This is a genomic window from Bradyrhizobium erythrophlei (genome assembly GCF_900142985.1).
GTDB classification, from domain to species: domain Bacteria; phylum Pseudomonadota; class Alphaproteobacteria; order Rhizobiales; family Xanthobacteraceae; genus Bradyrhizobium; species Bradyrhizobium erythrophlei_B.
This window is the reverse complement of sequence record NZ_LT670849.1, coordinates 6,687,963-6,704,165: the sequence shown is the minus strand read 5'-3', so window position 1 is coordinate 6,704,165 and position 16,203 is coordinate 6,687,963. Positions and strand designations below refer to the sequence as shown.

Sequence of the window (16,203 nt, the reverse complement as noted above, 5' to 3'; positions counted from 1 at the left end):
GCTTCCACAAATCCCCTGGGATCGTCGAAGAACTCACGCATCGCCTTGTAGTGATCCGTCTGCTCTGCGGTCTCGGACTCCAGATCCCATCCTAATGCGCATGCGGCCATCGCGCAGCACGCGGCGGTCTGCTATCAATTGGCGATCTGCCGCAAGCAGTCCGCCGAGGCTCCCATGACCACACCGATCGAACGCGCTCCCTTCTACCATGGCGGCATGCGCGAGCTGCAGGACCGCTTCGACGGCCGCCGTGTCGCCGACGGTCTCGAGAAGCATCGCCTCCACTTCGAATTCTGGGAACAGGACCGCACCCTCATCGAGGAAGCGCGGTTCTTTTTTATCGCCACGAGCTATCAGGACAATGTCGATTGCTCCATGCGTTCAGGCGATCCCGGCTTCGTCAAGATTACCGGGCCCGACACGATTGAATACCCCGAGTATGACGGCAACAACATGTACCGCACGCTCGGCAATATTCATCGCAATTCGAATGTCGGATTGTTGTTCGTGCGCTTCGACGGCAAGACGTTCCGCACCCGCATCCGGGGCAAGGCAACGATCCACGACGACGCGGAGACACGCAGCCGGCATCATGGAGCGAAAGTGGTCGTGCGCGTCACATGCGAGATCTTTCCGAACTGCCCGCGCTACGTTCCGGACTTGATGGGTGCTTCCGCTTCGGTACCACCGAACCAGTTTGTCCCACGTCCCGGCTACGAGCCGCCGGCCCCCGAATGGAAAAGCCGGGATTACCTCAAGGACGTGCTCTCAAAGTACGATCCGCATCGAAAGCGCGAGACGTAGCTTGCGGCGGTATGCCTATCCTGCATGATCATTCCGGGTTCGCATTTTCGACGCACCCTGGAATGACAAGCCTCCCTCACTCCTCAATCGCCGCTTCCACAAATCCTCTTGGATCGTAGAAGAACTCCTGCATCGCCTTGTAATGATCGGTCTGTTCGAGGGTCGTCGGCTCCAAACCGTATTTGGTGAACTGTAGCAGCGTCGCGTTGGGGTACGCCATCAGCAACGGCGAATGCGTTGCCATGATCACCTGGCAGCGGCGGCTGTCGTCCATGCGCCGCATCAGCTTCAGGAATTCGATCTGACGCGCGGGGGACAAGGCGGATTCCGGTTCGTCGAAGATGAAGATGCCCTGGCGCTGGCAGCGCTCCTCGAAGAAGCGCAAGAAGCCTTCGCCATGGGAGTGAGACAGGAAGTCGGGCGGCGGCGGACCAAACGGATCGTCCAGGGCCGCCCGATCGAGATAGCGCGCGACCGAGAAGAAGCTCTCGGCGCGGAAGAACCAGCCATTGGTGATCTTGGGCAGCCAGCTTGCACGCAGCGCTTTCGACAAATGTCCGCCCATCTTCTCCAGCGCATCGGAGTGATCGACCGACGCGTAGCCCTTGCCGCCGCCAGCTTCGTCATAGCCGGCGAGCACGCCGATGCCTTCCAGCAGCGTCGATTTCCCGGTGCCGTTTTCGCCAACAATGATCGTGATGGCGCGATCGAAGGTCAGCGAGAAATTCTCATGCAGGAGCGGTAGGCAGAACGGATAGGCCTCGGGATCGGGAATGCGCTCCGGATCGAGCCATATCCGCTTGAGGTACGGCGCCGGCAGGTTGATGTCGCGTTTTGCTCGTGAATTCATGTGCTATCTCGCGCTGCGTATAAAGGACAATGTATCTAAGCGTCGCCCTCTCGTTCCTCGAGGTCGACCTCCTCAATCGCCGCTTCCACAAACCCCCGCGGATCGTAGAAGAACTCCTGCATCGCCTTGTAGTGATCGGTCTGCTCGACGGTGGTCGGCTCTAGTCCGTATTTGGTGAATTCCAGCAGCGTCGCGTTGGGATAGGCCATCAGGACCGGCGAATGCGTCGCCATGACCACCTGGCAGCGCTGCGATTTGTCCATGCGATAAAGCAGCTTCAGAAATTCCATTTGGCGCGTGGGCGACAGCGCCGACTCCGGCTCGTCGAAGATGAAGATGCCCTGCCGCTGGCAGCGCTCCTCGAAGAAGCGAAGGAACCCCTCACCGTGCGAATAGGACAGGAAATCTGCCGACGTACTCCCGACTGCGTCCAGATATCTCGCGACCGAGAAAAAGGTTTCCGCGCGGAAAAACCAGCCGTAGCTGACTTTTGGCACCCAGCTTGCGCGTAGCGCTACTGTCAATTCTCCGCCGCCCTCTTCCACGGCTTGCGAATGATCGACTGTGCGGTAGCCCTTCCCGCCACCGGCTTCATCGAAGCCAGCCATGACGGCCAGTCCCTCCAGCAGCGTCGATTTGCCGGCGCCATTTTCGCCGGCGATGATCGTGATGGCGCGATCGAAGGTCAGCGAGAAATCGTCGTGCAGAAACGGCAGGCAGAACGGATAGGCGTCGCGATCGGGAATGCGCTCCGGATCGAGCCAGATCCGCTTGAGGTAGGGCGCCGGCAGATTGATGTCGCGTTTGCCTCGTGAACCCATGCTCTGCCTCACGCCGTTTGACACGCCCGGCGTGGGGGATTATATACTTGACACCACAAATACCATGGGTAGACTAAGGCCATCAAAACACCCGGATCGGTCCCCATGTCCAAATCCATGTTCAACGCCCCGCACTTCCAGAGCCCGGAAGCAGCCCGCGAGTACCTTGAAGGTCTCCGCTGGGGCAGCGAGCGCGTTTGTCCGCATTGTGGGACGGTCAGCGAGTCATTCGCGACCAAGAAGCCCGGCGTCTATCGCTGCCGCATCAAGGAATGCCGCAAGGACTTCTCCGTCACGACCAAGAGCGTCATGGAGTCCAGCCACATCAAGCTCAACGTCTGGCTACAGGCGTTCTTCCTGATGGCGTCCAGCAAGAAAGGCGTTTCCGCCCATCAGCTGCACCGTACCCTTGGCGTGACCTACAAGACCGCGTGGTTCCTTGCCCATCGTATCCGTGAGGCCATGCGCTCTGGCGGCTTGCTGCCGCCTATGGGCGGTTCTGGCAAGGTCGTAGAGTCTGACGAAACCTATATCGGACGGCAGGACGGCGCTCCGAAGCATCGCCGTGGTTTTCAGAATATTGTCGTGACGCTCGTTGAACGCGGCGGTTCTGCCCGTAGCTTCCATGTCGATAGCGTTTCGGTTGCTGATATCGGCTCAATCATCAGCGCCAATCTCGACCGTGAAAGCCGCCTGCATACTGACGAAATGCCGTCCTACAAGGTGATCGCCCGCGATCTCGGCGTAGACCATGAGACCGTCAATCATGGCCGCGAGGAATACGCGCGCGGGGATGTGACCACCAATACTGTTGAGGGCTACTACTCAATCTTCAAACGCGGCATGAAGGGCATCTATCAGCACTGCTCCGAGAAGCACCTTCACCGCTATCTCTCAGAATTTGATTTCCGTTACTCGCACCGTGTCGCGTTGGGCGTCAACGATGGGGAACGATCAGACCTTGCCATCAAGGGTGCTGCTGGCAAACGTCTGACGTACCGTCAACCTCACAAAGCCTGACTTTAAACGGAAGGCGCGGCGCTTCCTGCGCTGGCGGTCAAAGCTGAAAAAGTCAAAACCAAGATTCGTCAAATACTGGCGGACGCGCTAGCTTCCCTAAATGCAACCAAGGGGAGAGTTTATGACTGATCGAATTTACCAAGCACTCGTGGGAAACGACACAGACGGAAATATGTTTTCAATCGACGTTCTAAAGCACGACGGAAAGCTATGGCTTGTTCCACATTGGCTAGAACTGCCAAAAGACAAAGTCTCCAGACCAGCCCGAATAATTCGGTTCGATAATCGACAGCATCAATACGTTCCGGAAGCATCGAAACAGGGCTTCCCGGAATATATTCTAAACGGTCCAGTACCCAGAGCGCTCTTGGAGATGCGAACGGTAGACCCACAATCATCCTCTTACGAGTTCGTAGACAGTCCAGACATTGATATCCCGGCGTCAATTCGCCCGCTACGGTCAGGTCCAAAAAATTAGCGATCATCTCGTTTTGCGCGGTCCCGTTCCATCTTCTTCTTTTGGCTAATCTTAGGCTTTTCCTTTAGCGGCTTGTGAGGCGTCTTTAGGCCAGCGCGTAGTGCTGCCTCAAACCGCTTTTTGGCTTCCTTCTCGTCGTATTGATCGGGATCGTTGGGCATGTCTGAGGATAAACCGAAACGAAAGAAATTCATACCGCCGAAACCTCCGTTCAAGGAGTTGCGACCCGACCATAGGCCAGTGTTCGGCGTTAGTATGCAGCATGAGAGACTAGTTGGCCGCGTCACCATCGAATGGAGCCGGCTCGAAAACGTTTTGAATGACGTTATTTGGCGTTTTCTGAACCTAAGTTTCGAAGATGGCCGCGCCATAACTGGTCGAGACGACGCAACAACTAAGATAAGCCTTTTGCGCATTATCGCCCCACGTCATTTGGCAAATGACGACAAACTTGAGGCGCTATTGCTCGTATTGGATGCTGTTGATTCGCTCAGGGACGATCGTAACTTCATCGTCCATGGCGCATGGGGACGAATAGAACCAGATGGAACGCCACTGGCGATGTCTCTGCGAGCTAAATCAAAACCGGATCAGGTCACGGGCGAGACGTTTCCGTCCAGCCGGATGTATCTCATAGTAGAGAAAATAACAAAAATGAAAGAGATGCTTCTGCTTCTCCTCACTGAGATCGACGCATCGCCCGATACACTCTTGAAATGAGATCAATGCAGGCGATCTGGCTTTCATACGCCTCCTGCAAATCGAATGGTTCTATTTCACTAAGCCCAGCCTCGATCATAGCCGGGGTCACTTCAATCTCGGGCGCGCCAGCATCAGGCTTTTCGCCTTCCGCAGTCGCGGAACTACATGTGGGGGCGTGTGGTGTCAAGTATATAATCCCCCCCGGCGTGTATGGAACATAACCGGAACATTATGCGGGGTAAAGCGCGGTATTTCGCGAGCAGGCACAGGTCGTTAGGGCCTCAAGGGCGGCATCGCTAAGGCAATTTGTGGTGCAATGGCCACACCATAGGGGAAATCGCCGGGTAGATAACGCTCCGGACCGTGTCGAGCCACCGTTCTGCCCTCATTGCGGTCCGGGCTCAGGCCGGGGGCGGAAGTTGGAGACTCAGCATGTCTTCCATTCTCGCCGAGAATTCGGACGTCGCTGTCGAAGCCAATCATCCTCCGGACGCGCCGGTCTCCTCCACGCGCGTCCGAAAGGTCTTTCAGTCGCTGGTCGCCGTTCTCGGGGCTGCTTCGCTTGCCGCCTGCGCACAGTCCAACGCAGTTCGGACTTCCGGGTTTAGCGGTCAAAGCCGGCAGGCGTCGTGGCAACACGATCGAACGGCGTTCTTCTCCCCCGACAGGCACGTCGCCACAGCGAGAACGCACACCCCGTTCGCGCGGCACCACAATGCGAGCCCGACCCAGACCGCGTCGCAGGGAATTGCGAGCTTCTACACAGAAGGGCAACAGACCGCGAGCGGCGAAAAGTTCAATACGCACGATTTGACCGCCGCTCACCCGACCTTGCCGTTCGGCACCCGCTTGCGGGTCACCAACGTATCGACGGGGCGATCCGTGACGGTGCGGGTCAACGACCGCGGTCCGTACGTGGCCGGACGCGTCGTCGACGTCTCTTACTCCGCGGCCAATGCGCTAGGAATGGTTGGAAGCGGCACCGCAAAGGTCAAGCTCGACGTGGTCCCATAATAACTACCCGCGTTTCTCCAGGGTCACGGCAATTCGCTCCAGCAACGCGTTCATGCGTCGCGTCTCGCGACCTGTTGCTCATAAAGATCAATCATCGTCACGCCCGACGATCCGCGCGCCCGCATGCCCGAGGATCGCGCAAACCAGAACCAGACCCCCATCAGGACCAGGAAGGGCAACCACGACACAACGCTCGATAGCCAATCGCCTTGCATATCATTCTCTCCACGCTAGCCGGTGTTCTCCACGGGTGCCTGTTTCGACGGCGCATGCGGGGGCCAGGTTCAATCCCTGCGCCGTATCCCCCGATTAGCGGAATTTTAGGCCGACGCCCCTAAATTGAAGCGGCCGGCCGGGTCGATTTGGGCCGGCGACAGACATTTCTTCCGGGGGAAACTCATGAAGGCTTTTGTCGCGTTGCGGACCGCCCTCCTCACCATGGCCGGCGCCGCTGTCCTTGCGCCAGCCGCGCAAGCCGATTTCAACGAAGACCAGCAGACGTGCAACCAGATCACGGGCGCGCCTGACGGGCGCGTCGCCGCCTGCACCCGCCAGATCGAGTCCGGCAAGTGGGAAGGTCACAACCTCGGGGTTTCCTACAACAACCGCGGCATCGCCTACCGCGACAAAGGCGATCCCGATCGCGCGCTCGCCGACTACAACAAGACCATCGAGCTCGACGCGAAATACGCGATCGCCTGGTACAATCGCGGCAACGCCTATGCGGACAAGAAGGATTTCGATCACGCGATCCCGGAATACACGCAGGCGATCGCGCTCGATCCAAAATACGCCTTCGCCTATTTCGGCCGCGCCGCCGCCTATCAGAACAAGAAGGATTACGATCACGCGATCCTGGAATACGCGCAGGCGATCACGCTCGATCCAAAATACGCCATGGCCTATTTTGGCCGCGCCGCGGCCTATCTGAACAAGAAGGATTACGACCACGCGATCGCCGACTACAGCAAGGCCATCGAGATCAATCCGAAGTTCGCCACCGCCTTTAACGACCGCGGCGCCACCTACGTCAACAAGAACGACGTTGATCGTGCGTTTGCCGACTACTCGCAGGCGATCGCGATCGATCCAAAATACGCCATGGCCTACGATAATCGCGCCAGCCTCTATCAGGCCAAGGGCGACCTCGATCGCGCGATCGCGGATTATTCGCAACTGATCGCGCTCGCGCCGTCGATCTCCGCCTATAACGACCGCGGCAGCGTCTACAAGGAAAAGGCCGATTTCGACCGCGCCATCGCCGACTACACCAAGGCGATCGAAATCAACCCGAAAGTCGTTGCGCTTTATAACAACCGTGCCCTCGCCTACCGGTACAAAGGCGACTTCGCTGCCGCCACGGCCGATTACACGCAGGCACTTCAGCTCGATCCGAAAAACTGGAGCGCGATTTTTTCGCGCGGCCACCTCGCGGTCCTGACCGGCGCGATGCCGGCGGCGCTGGCCGATCTCAACCAGGCTGCCGACATGATGCCGAAGAACATCTATCCGGCGCTCTGGCTCGAGATCGCCAACACGCGCAGCAAGGTCAACAGCCGGCTGTCGCAAGCGGCCGCACAGTTTGACATGACGATCTGGCCCGCACCGGTCGTTCGTTTGTATCTCGGCCAGTTGACGCCGGAGGCGCTATTCGCCGCCGCCGACAACCCCAATGCCGAAGTCCGCGCGGCCCGGATGTGCGCGGCCAACTTCTACGCCGGAGAGTACTTGCTGCAACAGGGCAAGAAAGATGACGCCGCGCGCCTGTTCAAGCCGGTGGCCGCGGGGTGCCAGAAGGACCTGATCCATTTCGAAAGCGCCCGATCCGAACTCAAGACGCTCGGCGCGCTCTGATCCGATCAGCATTAGGCAACCGCCGCCGCCCGTCCCTCGCTGGTATTGGGCACCTCGATATCGATTTCCAGCAGCGAAACATGGAGGCCGCGGTCCATCTTGATCTGGAGCTTTTCCGGGTCGAACGTGACGTGGCGCGAGACCACCGCCAGAATCTCCGCCCTGAGCAATTCCAGCAAATCGTGCTGACCGCGCAGCCCGCGCTCATGCGCCAGCAGAATCTGCAAGCGCTCCCGCGCGACGGGAGCGCTGGCCACTTGAGTAACGGGGACAGCGCGGGCAGCGCGGCCACCGCCGAACAGCCGCAGACCCATCATGCAGCCCTCCGTCCAAGCAGACGATCCATCAGGCCCTTTCGCGCCTCCGGCACCGTCATCGCGACGGTCTCGCCCTTCAGGCGGCGAGCCGCGTCGATATAGGCGCGGGCTGGCGCGCTCGTGGCGTCGTTCAGCGTCACCGGTGAGCCGACGTTGGAGGCGCGCAGGACGTCCTGGCTTTCCGGGATGATGCCCATCAAGGGCGTGGCCAGAATGTCCAGCACGTCCTCGATCGAAAGCATCTCGCCGCGTGCCGCGCGCGCCGGGTCGAACCGGGTGATCAGGAGATGCTTCTGCACCTGCTCGCCCTTTTCGGCCCGCACGGTCTTGGAATCGAGCATGCCGATGATGCGGTCGGAATCGCGCACCGAGGACACCTCGGGATTGGTGACGACGATCGCCTCGTCCGCGTAGCGCATCGCCAGCATGGCGCCACGCTCGATGCCGGCCGGGCTGTCGCAAATGATCCAGTCGAACTTCTCCCGCAACTCCGCGATGATCTTGCCGACGCCCTCGTCGGTCAATGCATCCTTGTCGCGGGTTTGCGAGGCCGGCAGCAGCCACAAATTCTCCAGCCGCTTGTCGCGAATGAGCGCCTGCGAAAGATTGGCGATGCCCTGCACCACGTTGATGAAGTCGAACACCACACGCCGCTCGGCGCCGAGGATGAGATCGAGATTACGCAGACCGACGTCGAAATCGACGACGACGACCTTTTCTCCCATCTGCGCGAGCGTCGCCCCGAGTGCGGCGGTGGTGGTTGTTTTGCCGACGCCGCCCTTGCCCGATGTCACGACCAGTACTTTGGCCATTCTTTGATCTCCCAATCCACTAATCCATTCACGAATTCAAAGGGGTGATTTGCACAACGTCGCCTTCGAGCCAGACCTGTGTCGGCCCGTGATAGGCAGCGGCGTCGATTTCTTCCGCAGTCCGATAATATCCGTCGATTGCCAGAAGCTCGGCTTCGATCTTCTGGCAGTAGATACGCGCGCTCAAATTACCGTTGATCCCGGCCATGGCGCGGCCGCGGAGTGTTCCGTAAATGTGGATGGAGCCGCCGGCGACGATTTCGGCGCCGGACGAGACCGACCCCACGATCGTGATATCGCCATCCGGAAACACGATCGACTGGCCGGAGCGAACCTGGCTGTCGAGCAGCAGCGAGGCGGCCTTCTTCGCCTCTGGCTTCTTGGGCTGTTCCTGCCCGATCGCGCAGTGTCGGCCGCCGATCAGCAGGGGCGGCATGCTGGCCGAAAGCCGCGAGGCGTCGACGCCCTCGATGCCGAGAACGCGAAGCTCGCGCTGCTCGAGATTCGAGACCAGTTGCGCAATCGCGTTCTGGCTCAGATCGACCGCGGAGAGATCCAGTACCACCGGCTTGCCGGCGAAGAAGCCGGGCGATTGGCGCAGCGTGACGTCGATCTCTTCAAGCCACTCGATGATGGGAACAATGGGGTAAAACACAAAAGCGACATAAGATCGCCCTCGCAGGCGAATGGGCTTGGGTCTGGTCCGCGCTACTGCATCCATGACACCTGCTCGCCTCCACCTTCAACTAACGGGGCGTGGCAGATAAAGCCGCGCGAATCGCCCCTGTTCGCGCACCGTCGATGGGACCGACTGGATTTGAGTCGGCGGGCGAAATTGAGTCGAAAACTGGAAACGGTTGCGGCGTCGCGACGTCGTCGCTGCGGCACGCTCAATCAACTGCGGCGGATTCAGTTGAATGTGTGTTGACACCTTTGCGAAATATGCGGGGTGATTTGCCCGTCGTGCCAATCTGTCGCGGCGCTCCGCGATTGTTCACAACCACAAATCACTGGCAGAATCCAACACATCCCGTCTCCACCAGGAGGGACGTATCGCGATCGTCACGAACGTTGAGCGCGGGATGCGATGGACGCAGGCTCATCAACTGACGAGTGATGGGAATGCGGACGGCGAAGTCGTGTGGTCCTGATATCTCGACGCCGATATCAACTTGGCGATAATGCTTCGCATTACGCTAGGGACGGTGACAAGAAAGCCCGATCACCGGGGAGAGCACGAAGCAGCCGTTAAAACCGTTGCGCAGGAAACGCCGGATGATCCGGCTTGCCTGTGGTGACTTGCTCGTGTGCTTTCATTTTTGCACGCGAGGCTGCGGGTGCGGTCGGCACCCGGCGTTTCCTGCGCCCTCTGTTTTTCGAGGGTCTGTCTTCGCATCATCCGGACGCAACCAGCGCCGCGGCAACGCGAAGGCGTGGCTGTATGAAATTTGAAAATGGAGAACAGAGCGATCTCGTCGAAGCTCGTCATGCCCGGCCTTGTGCCGGGCATCCACGTCTTCCTATTCTCCGCCAAGGCCAAGACGTGGATGGCCGGGTCAAGCCCGGCCATGACGAACACTGAAAATCACGCTGAGCGCCCTCATCTGCGACCGAACCACCAGCCGGCGACCAGCAGCACAATCCCGGCCACACCGGCCACGATGCCGTGCTTGGTATGCACGCGCGCCACTCCGGCCTCATGACCCGGCATGAAACTCGGCAACTGATCCGCCGGCAGCAGGAAATAAACCGCGGCAACAATCAAAAGGACAACGCCGATCAGCGAGAGAATTAGTTTCATGAGCTATTCCTTTGAGCTAAGTTCGATTGCGGACGCGAGCTTGAAGCAGATTCGGGCCGGTTTGTTAAGGTGGCGCGCGATCTGTAAAATGCGGGGAACAGAAAATTCCATGACAGACGTTATCAACAACAAGGCGCACCATCGCTACGAGCTGACGGTCGAAGGCCACCTCGCCGCGACCTATTACAGCATAGCCGATGGTGTCATCACCTTCATCCACACCGAGGTGCCGCCGGAGCTCGGTGGCAAAGGCGTCGGCTCGGCGTTGGTGAAGGGGGCGCTGGATCAGGTGCGCGCCGACGGCTTGAAGGTCATCGCGCAATGCCCCTTCGTCAAAGCCTATATCGGCAAGCACGCCGAATATGCCGACCTCCTTCTGACAAGCTGAGCCTCATCCATGGCAGCCGTTCGCGACAACAAGGCACTGAGCCGTTTCGAGCTGGACGTCGAAGGTGATGTGGCCTTCGCCAATTATCGCCTGGCGCCTTCGGCCGTCATTATCACGCATACCGAGACGCCGCGCGCCTTGCGCGGCCGCGGCATTGCCTCAGAGCTGGTCAAGGGCGCGCTGGCGCTGATCCGCGCCGACGGCCACAAGGTGATCGCGGGGTGCGGTTTTGTCGTCGACTATCTGCGCAAGCATCCGGAATATGCGGACATGGTGGGGTAGCACTCTAAGTGAAGAACGGCCGCCGAACGCGGCCTATGCGATCTTGATCGACATGTCCGGCAAGCCGTCGAGCTTGCAGAGCAGCACGTCGCCCTTGACGACCGGTCCGACATTTTCCGGCGTGCCGGAATAGATGATGTCGCCGGCCTTCAGTTCGAAGGCTTCCGAGAGTTTTGCGATCTGCTCGGCCACGCTCCAGATCATCTTGTCGAGATCGGACGACTGGCGGACGGCGCCGTTGATCGCGAGAGAGATCGCGCCCTTGGTGAAGTGACCGGTCTTGCTGACCGGGTGGATCGGCCCGATCACGGCCGCATGGTCAAAACTCTTGCCGATCTCCCACGGCTTCTTCTCGGCCGCCATGCCGTTCTGAAGATCGCGCCGCGTCATGTCGAGGCCGAGCGCGTAGCCATAGACGTGCTCAAGCGCCTTCTCCGGCGCGATGTTGGTGCCGCCGGATTTCAGCGCCGCCACGAGTTCGACTTCGTGGTGATAGTTTTTGGTGAGCGAAGGATAGGGATGATCGGCTACCGCGCCCGGCGCGACAAACTGGATCGCGTCGGTCGGTTTCTGGAAGAAGAACGGCGGTTCGCGGGTCGGATCGGAGCCGCGTTCGATCGCATGCGCCGCGTAATTGCGCCCGATGCAATAGATGCGGCGAACCGGAAAGACCTCTTTCTCACCCGCGATCGGGATGGTCACGGCGGGCACATCGAAAACCGGCTTCGGTCCCGACTGGGCGTCGGCCGAACGGCTCGCAGCCGTCGTTCCCGCCAGCGCCAGCGCGCCTGTGGTCAGAAGGGTCCTGCGATCGACGGTATCCATTCGCGTGCTCCGATTTGTTCTTGATATTGGGAGCTATCTATCGCTCAACCGTCCGGCCCGGCAAGCCGCATCCGCCGCAAAACGGCATGAAAAAGGCCCGCTTGTCGCGGGCCTTTGCCACGATATGAAAATCAGCTCACCATTTGACGTCGGACGGCAATTTGCCGCCGTTCGCGGCGAGCTTGGCCATCACCTGCTTGTGCAGCCAGATATTCATGGTCGCGGAATCGTTGGTGTCGCCGGTGTAGCCGAGTTCATGGGCGAGATCCTTGCGCGCGGACAGACTTGAATCGATGTCGAGCGCCTTCATCAGGTCGACGATCGACGTGCGCCATTCCAGCTTCTCGTGCTTGGCTGCGACAGCCTTGTCCAGGATCGGCGCGACGTCGACGGTCGCGGCAGGCGTCGCGGACGCGCTGGCCGATGATGCAGCTCCGCCGCCCGAGGCGGTCGCGGTGGCCCCACCGCTTGCGGGGGTCGCACTGGCCGAGGTGCCGAAGATCGCGCTCATGATTTTTCCGAAAATGCTCATCGCTCACTCCCTGATGAATCGTAAGATCCGTGTGAAGACGTGAAGGTTATCCTCAATGCCGGCAGCACCCCAGCCGGTAACGCGAGCCTAGTCCGCCCGGCAAACCTTGCCAATGCAGATGACCCGCGACCGTTTGACTGAACTACGGCGCAATGACGGCGGAATGACATGAAAGACCCGCGTGAAGCACCCGGCTCTACCGCACGCGCCCACGATCTGCGGCGAGCTCCCCCTCCGCTTCGCTCTGCGGCATGCAGGACGCAATGAGTCCCCCAGGTACCCAGCCCCTGTGCTTCATCACATAGCCGACCAGGAGCCTGTAGCGGTCGTAGTAGCCGGAACGGGCCGGATCGAGGTCGGGGTCGCCGGCTTGCAGACGCTGGATGAGGCCTTCGATATCGGCATCGTCGCCGAAGCCGATATCGTCGGCCAGCCCCTCGTTGATCCACCGCGGCAGCTTCAACTGCTGCAACGGCGTCAGTTGCTCCTTGATCAGAGTGTGGGCGATTTCGTGCGCAGCGTAATAGCCGAGCGTACGCGGCGGGGACTTTGGCTCTCCGGTTGACGTCATCACGCGATCGCGGTCGATGTTTGCCCGGGCCAGGAAAACATTGCGCGTTAGCGGATAGTAATTGACGCCTGCCGCACCGGCATTCCAGAGCAACAGAGCGCGGCGCCGCCATTCGGAACTGATAATGAAAATCCGGTGCGCGTTGTCGTCATTCAGCGAAGAGCGCGACAGGCGGCGCTCAACATCGGCGAGAATTTGATTGGCGCGCCCGGCATCAAACGGCCGGTCAGAATGGAGCGAAAGCCGCCCGTACTCCGCATGATAAGGAAACAGCGGCTGCGGATGGGTCAACGCCGCCACGGCCGTTCCCGCCGGCGCGACGCAAAAGAACACAGCGATTGCCGCCGCCTTCATGACCCGCCTGGCAATGTTCACGTGATCGTCCTCTCTTGCGCCGCCGAAGCGACAGCAAAACCATTCAAATTAAGGCGAATGTTTGCGAGCCTATGTTGCCAGCTGGCGTCACCCAAGCGTGAGAGACAACGCGAGCAAATCGGAGTAGCATGGTGTCATCAGTTCGCGACATGGCCATCCCGGTTTTCTTCGCGTCTAGCCTGATCGCGATCGTTTTTGCGGACAGCCCCGAGCGTCATTTTTTTGACGCTGAATGCGGCCTGCCGCGTCACGGGAGATAGCGACCATGGCCACTCCATATCAAGGCAATGCCCCTTCTCAAGGCAATGCCCCTTCGCTGGCTCAGCCAGCGCAAGACACCACGGGTCCCGTCATCCGCCGGATCGGAATGTCCGATCTGCACGACGCGTTGCGGCGCGGCTGGGAAGATTTCAAGGAAGTCCCGAGCCACGCGATCATCCTCTGCGTGATCTATCCGGTCCTCGGCCTGGGCCTCGCCCGCGCGGTGATGGGCTACTCGGTCCTGCCGCTGCTGTTTCCCTTGGCGGCGGGCTTTGCCCTGCTCGGCCCGTTTGCAGCGCTTGGCCTCTACGAACTCAGCCGCCGGCGCGAACTCGGCATGAATGCTTCCGCCTGGGATGCGCTCGACGTTTTCTCGTCACCGTCATTCGGCGCCATGCTCGGCGTTGGTACGCTGCTGCTGGCCTTGTTCGTGGTCTGGATCGCGGTTGCGCAGGCTATCTACGTGGCGACATTCGGCTACGAGGGCGTCGCTGGAATTTCGGACTTTGCCCGGCGCGTCCTGACCACACCACAGGGATGGTGGCTGATCGTGGTCGGATGCGGCGTCGGCTTTCTGTTCGCGCTCGTAGCGTTATGCATCAGCGTGGTCTCCTTCCCGCTGATGCTGGATCGGCACGCCAGCGCCGGCGAGGCGATGGTGACGTCGCTCCGCGTCGTCGCCGCCAATCCCATGACCATGGCGGCCTGGGGCTTGATCGTGGCCGCGTTGCTGGTGGCGGGATCGATCCCGCTATTCCTCGGGCTCGCCGTCGTTGTCCCGCTGCTCGGTCACGCGACCTGGCATCTCTATCGCAAAGTGATTGCGCCGGATCCGAATCTGCGTCCTGTCACGCCCCGGCCGCCGCGCGAAAAGCGGCCAGCGGCCGATTTCCCGGCCAACCTGTTCCCCTGGCGGCGCAAGGACGGTGCTTGATCGGCAGGACAGGCGCTTGTTAGAAAGTGATCGGATTGCCGGTTGACGCTTCACCGGCAGTCCGTCACTCGTTCTGTCGCGATACAGCGCAAGCCTTGTTTTAGCCGCGGTTGCGCCTGACATATCGCCCATCCCTTATCCAGCGTGGAAGGCGATTCAGTTGCGATATCAGCGGTTTTTCGGTTGCGCCCTGGCGATCGGCCTCGGCCTGGTCGTATCGACGGTGGCAAGCGCAGCAGTGCCGTGCGGGGCCGGCAACTTCCAGGGCTGGCTGGACGACTTCAAGGCCGAGGCCGCCTCGAAGGGGATCTCGCCGTCGACTATTGCGTCCGGCCTGAACGGCATCACCCTCGATCAGAGCGTCCTTTCGCGCGACCACTCGCAGAAAGTCTTCAGCCAGAGTTTTGAGGAATTCTCCGGCCGCATGGTGCCGCCGCGCCTGACACGCGGCGCCAACATGCTGAAGCAGTACGGATCGGTGCTGTCACGCATCGAAGATACCTATGGCGTGCCCGGCGAAGTGCTGGTGGCGATCTGGGGCCTCGAGACCGACTTCGGCGTCAACATCGGAAAGTTTCCGACACTGCGTTCATTGGCGACCTTGGCCTATGACTGCCGCAGAGCCGAGATGTTCCGCGGCGAACTGCTCGATGCGCTTCGCATCATCGACCGCGGCGATCTAACGCCCGCCGAAATGCGCGGCGCCTGGGCCGGCGAAATCGGTCAGACCCAGTTCATGCCGTCCAACTACATCAAGTTCGCCGTCGATTTTGACTCCAATGGCCGCCGCGACCTCCTGAAGAGCCCCGCGGACGTTCTCGCCTCCACAGCCAATTTTCTGCAAAACCACGGTTGGCAAAAGGGCAAGGATTGGCAGCCCGGCAGCCCGAATTTCCCAGCCCTCCAAGAATGGAACAAAAGCGACGTCTACGCCAAGACCGTTGCCTATTTCGCGACTCAGCTCGCCCGCGCCCCTTAAGCTGGCAACAATGAAGTGATTATTTGTTCAGTTATTGGCATGCACATGGGGCATGCATACGTAGGATGATATTTAGTCAGGAAAACTGGCCAAGGTAGCCGGTTTTACCTCTAAAGATCGGCTTCTTGATCGAATCGGCTACCACACAGCCCACCTTTCGCGGCCCACGCTGGGCTCGCCATAAGCCGAACCGTTAATCAATCCTTACTTAGCTATGCACAGAAAGATTAGCTGCATCGCAGCATTTTGACTTCTGCGCTGCGGCATGGACCTCTATATTCTCCTCGACGATTCAGCGGGAACTTAAGAGCTGAATCAAGAATTCAAGGAGACTACCATGCTGCTCTCGCTCATCCGAATGATCCAGGCGTTCCGCGACTATCAGCGTAACGTTGCGGAGCTGTCCCAGCTCAGCGATCGGGAACTGGCCGACATTGGCCTCGACCGCTCGGACATTCCGCGCGTTGCGGCCGGCAACTACAACGGCTGATCTCAGCCGCCGACTTCAAAGCCGATAGCGCCCGCCTCATGGCGGGCGTTGTCGTATCTATCGATGCGCACATTCCACTCGCTTGCGAAACGC

20 protein-coding genes are annotated in these 16,203 nt (G+C 60.0%); 10 read left to right on the top strand and 10 right to left on the bottom strand.

All coding sequences use genetic code 11. The features are described from left to right. The first annotated feature begins 174 nt into the window (after positions 1–174). The gene (locus BUA38_RS32245; protein ID WP_072826605.1) at positions 175–804 is read left to right on the top strand and encodes a pyridoxamine 5'-phosphate oxidase family protein; all 630 of its coding nucleotides are present in this window, start codon (positions 175–177) and stop codon (positions 802–804) included. Between the two features lie 76 nt (positions 805–880). On the opposite strand, the gene BUA38_RS32240 is transcribed toward BUA38_RS32245, so the two are convergent. Together BUA38_RS32240 and BUA38_RS32235 are read right to left on the bottom strand one after the other, a co-directional pair. After that, on the bottom strand, positions 881–1,654 hold the full coding sequence (locus BUA38_RS32240; RefSeq protein WP_072824442.1) for an AAA family ATPase: 774 nt from the start codon (positions 1,652–1,654) through the stop codon (positions 881–883). A 35-nt stretch (positions 1,655–1,689) separates the two neighbouring features. Then, positions 1,690–2,475, bottom strand: a complete 786-nt coding sequence (locus BUA38_RS32235) for an AAA family ATPase (RefSeq protein WP_072826604.1) — start codon at positions 2,473–2,475, stop codon at positions 1,690–1,692. Positions 2,476–2,580: 105 nt separating this feature from the next. Here BUA38_RS32235 and BUA38_RS32230 point away from each other — a divergent pair, with 105 nt between their 5' ends. The 3 genes from BUA38_RS32230 to BUA38_RS32220 all read left to right on the top strand — a co-directional run bounded on the left by BUA38_RS32230 (position 2,581) and on the right by BUA38_RS32220 (position 5,689). Further along, positions 2,581–3,495 (top strand): IS1595 family transposase, encoded by a 915-nt coding sequence (locus BUA38_RS32230; RefSeq protein ID WP_072824440.1) that lies wholly within the window; start codon positions 2,581–2,583, stop codon positions 3,493–3,495. A gap of 637 nt (positions 3,496–4,132) precedes the next feature. After that, on the top strand, positions 4,133–4,693 hold the full coding sequence (locus BUA38_RS32225) for a hypothetical protein (protein WP_072824438.1): 561 nt from the start codon (positions 4,133–4,135) through the stop codon (positions 4,691–4,693). Positions 4,694–5,107: 414 nt separating this feature from the next. Beyond that, complete coding sequence (locus tag BUA38_RS32220) at positions 5,108–5,689, top strand: septal ring lytic transglycosylase RlpA family protein (protein WP_083587852.1); 582 nt, start codon at positions 5,108–5,110, stop codon at positions 5,687–5,689. Positions 5,690–5,739: 50 nt separating this feature from the next. Here the strand turns inward: BUA38_RS32220 and BUA38_RS32215 are convergent, their stop codons facing one another. Beyond that, positions 5,740–5,904 carry a hypothetical protein gene (locus BUA38_RS32215; protein WP_244553115.1) on the bottom strand — a complete coding sequence of 55 codons (165 nt, stop codon included), beginning with the start codon at positions 5,902–5,904 and terminating at the stop codon, positions 5,740–5,742. 184 nt (positions 5,905–6,088) lie between these two features. On the opposite strand from BUA38_RS32215, the gene BUA38_RS32210 reads away from it, so the two are divergent. Then, positions 6,089–7,543: a tetratricopeptide repeat protein gene (locus BUA38_RS32210; RefSeq protein WP_072824436.1), complete on the top strand. Its 1,455-nt coding sequence runs from the start codon at positions 6,089–6,091 to the stop codon at positions 7,541–7,543. An 11-nt stretch (positions 7,544–7,554) separates the two neighbouring features. Here BUA38_RS32210 and minE read toward each other — a convergent pair whose 3' ends face one another. The 4 genes from minE to BUA38_RS32190 form a co-directional block, all read right to left on the bottom strand. Continuing rightward, a complete protein-coding gene (gene minE / locus BUA38_RS32205) occupies positions 7,555–7,857 on the bottom strand; it encodes a cell division topological specificity factor MinE (protein WP_244553342.1) in 303 nt (100 codons plus the stop codon). Further along, positions 7,857–8,672, bottom strand: a complete 816-nt coding sequence (minD, locus tag BUA38_RS32200) for a septum site-determining protein MinD (RefSeq protein WP_072824432.1) — start codon at positions 8,670–8,672, stop codon at positions 7,857–7,859. Before minD ends, minE begins: the two co-directional genes overlap by 1 nt. A 28-nt stretch (positions 8,673–8,700) precedes the next feature. Continuing rightward, entirely contained in the window at positions 8,701–9,393 is a 693-nt protein-coding gene (gene minC, locus BUA38_RS32195) for a septum site-determining protein MinC (protein ID WP_072824430.1), read from the bottom strand. Between the two features lie 879 nt (positions 9,394–10,272). Continuing rightward, positions 10,273–10,473, bottom strand: coding sequence for a hypothetical protein (locus BUA38_RS32190; RefSeq protein ID WP_072824428.1), 201 nt, complete (start codon positions 10,471–10,473; stop codon positions 10,273–10,275). Between the two features lie 109 nt (positions 10,474–10,582). On the opposite strand from BUA38_RS32190, the gene BUA38_RS32185 reads away from it, so the two are divergent. Beyond that, positions 10,583–10,861: a GNAT family N-acetyltransferase gene (locus tag BUA38_RS32185; RefSeq protein WP_072824426.1), complete on the top strand. Its 279-nt coding sequence runs from the start codon at positions 10,583–10,585 to the stop codon at positions 10,859–10,861. A gap of 9 nt (positions 10,862–10,870) precedes the next feature. Further along, positions 10,871–11,143 carry a GNAT family N-acetyltransferase gene (locus BUA38_RS32180; RefSeq protein ID WP_072824424.1) on the top strand — a complete coding sequence of 91 codons (273 nt, stop codon included), beginning with the start codon at positions 10,871–10,873 and terminating at the stop codon, positions 11,141–11,143. A 33-nt stretch (positions 11,144–11,176) separates the two neighbouring features. On the opposite strand, the gene BUA38_RS32175 is transcribed toward BUA38_RS32180, so the two are convergent. The 3 genes from BUA38_RS32175 to BUA38_RS32165 all read right to left on the bottom strand — a co-directional run bounded on the left by BUA38_RS32175 (position 11,177) and on the right by BUA38_RS32165 (position 13,446). After that, positions 11,177–11,968, bottom strand: coding sequence for a fumarylacetoacetate hydrolase family protein (locus tag BUA38_RS32175; RefSeq protein WP_072824423.1), 792 nt, complete (start codon positions 11,966–11,968; stop codon positions 11,177–11,179). 136 nt (positions 11,969–12,104) lie between these two features. After that, a complete protein-coding gene (locus tag BUA38_RS32170) occupies positions 12,105–12,500 on the bottom strand; it encodes a DUF3597 domain-containing protein (RefSeq protein ID WP_072824421.1) in 396 nt (131 codons plus the stop codon). 196 nt (positions 12,501–12,696) lie between these two features. Beyond that, on the bottom strand, positions 12,697–13,446 hold the full coding sequence (locus BUA38_RS32165; RefSeq protein ID WP_172806124.1) for a hypothetical protein: 750 nt from the start codon (positions 13,444–13,446) through the stop codon (positions 12,697–12,699). Positions 13,447–13,711: 265 nt separating this feature from the next. On the opposite strand from BUA38_RS32165, the gene BUA38_RS32160 reads away from it, so the two are divergent. From BUA38_RS32160 to BUA38_RS32150, 3 genes are all read left to right on the top strand, one after another. Beyond that, positions 13,712–14,641, top strand: coding sequence for a DUF2189 domain-containing protein (locus BUA38_RS32160; RefSeq protein ID WP_072824417.1), 930 nt, complete (start codon positions 13,712–13,714; stop codon positions 14,639–14,641). A 190-nt stretch (positions 14,642–14,831) separates the two neighbouring features. Continuing rightward, positions 14,832–15,620, top strand: coding sequence for a lytic murein transglycosylase (locus BUA38_RS32155; protein WP_425304993.1), 789 nt, complete (start codon positions 14,832–14,834; stop codon positions 15,618–15,620). 337 nt (positions 15,621–15,957) lie between these two features. Further along, positions 15,958–16,110, top strand: a complete 153-nt coding sequence (locus BUA38_RS32150) for a DUF1127 domain-containing protein (RefSeq protein WP_072824413.1) — start codon at positions 15,958–15,960, stop codon at positions 16,108–16,110. Positions 16,111–16,203 lie beyond the last annotated feature (93 nt).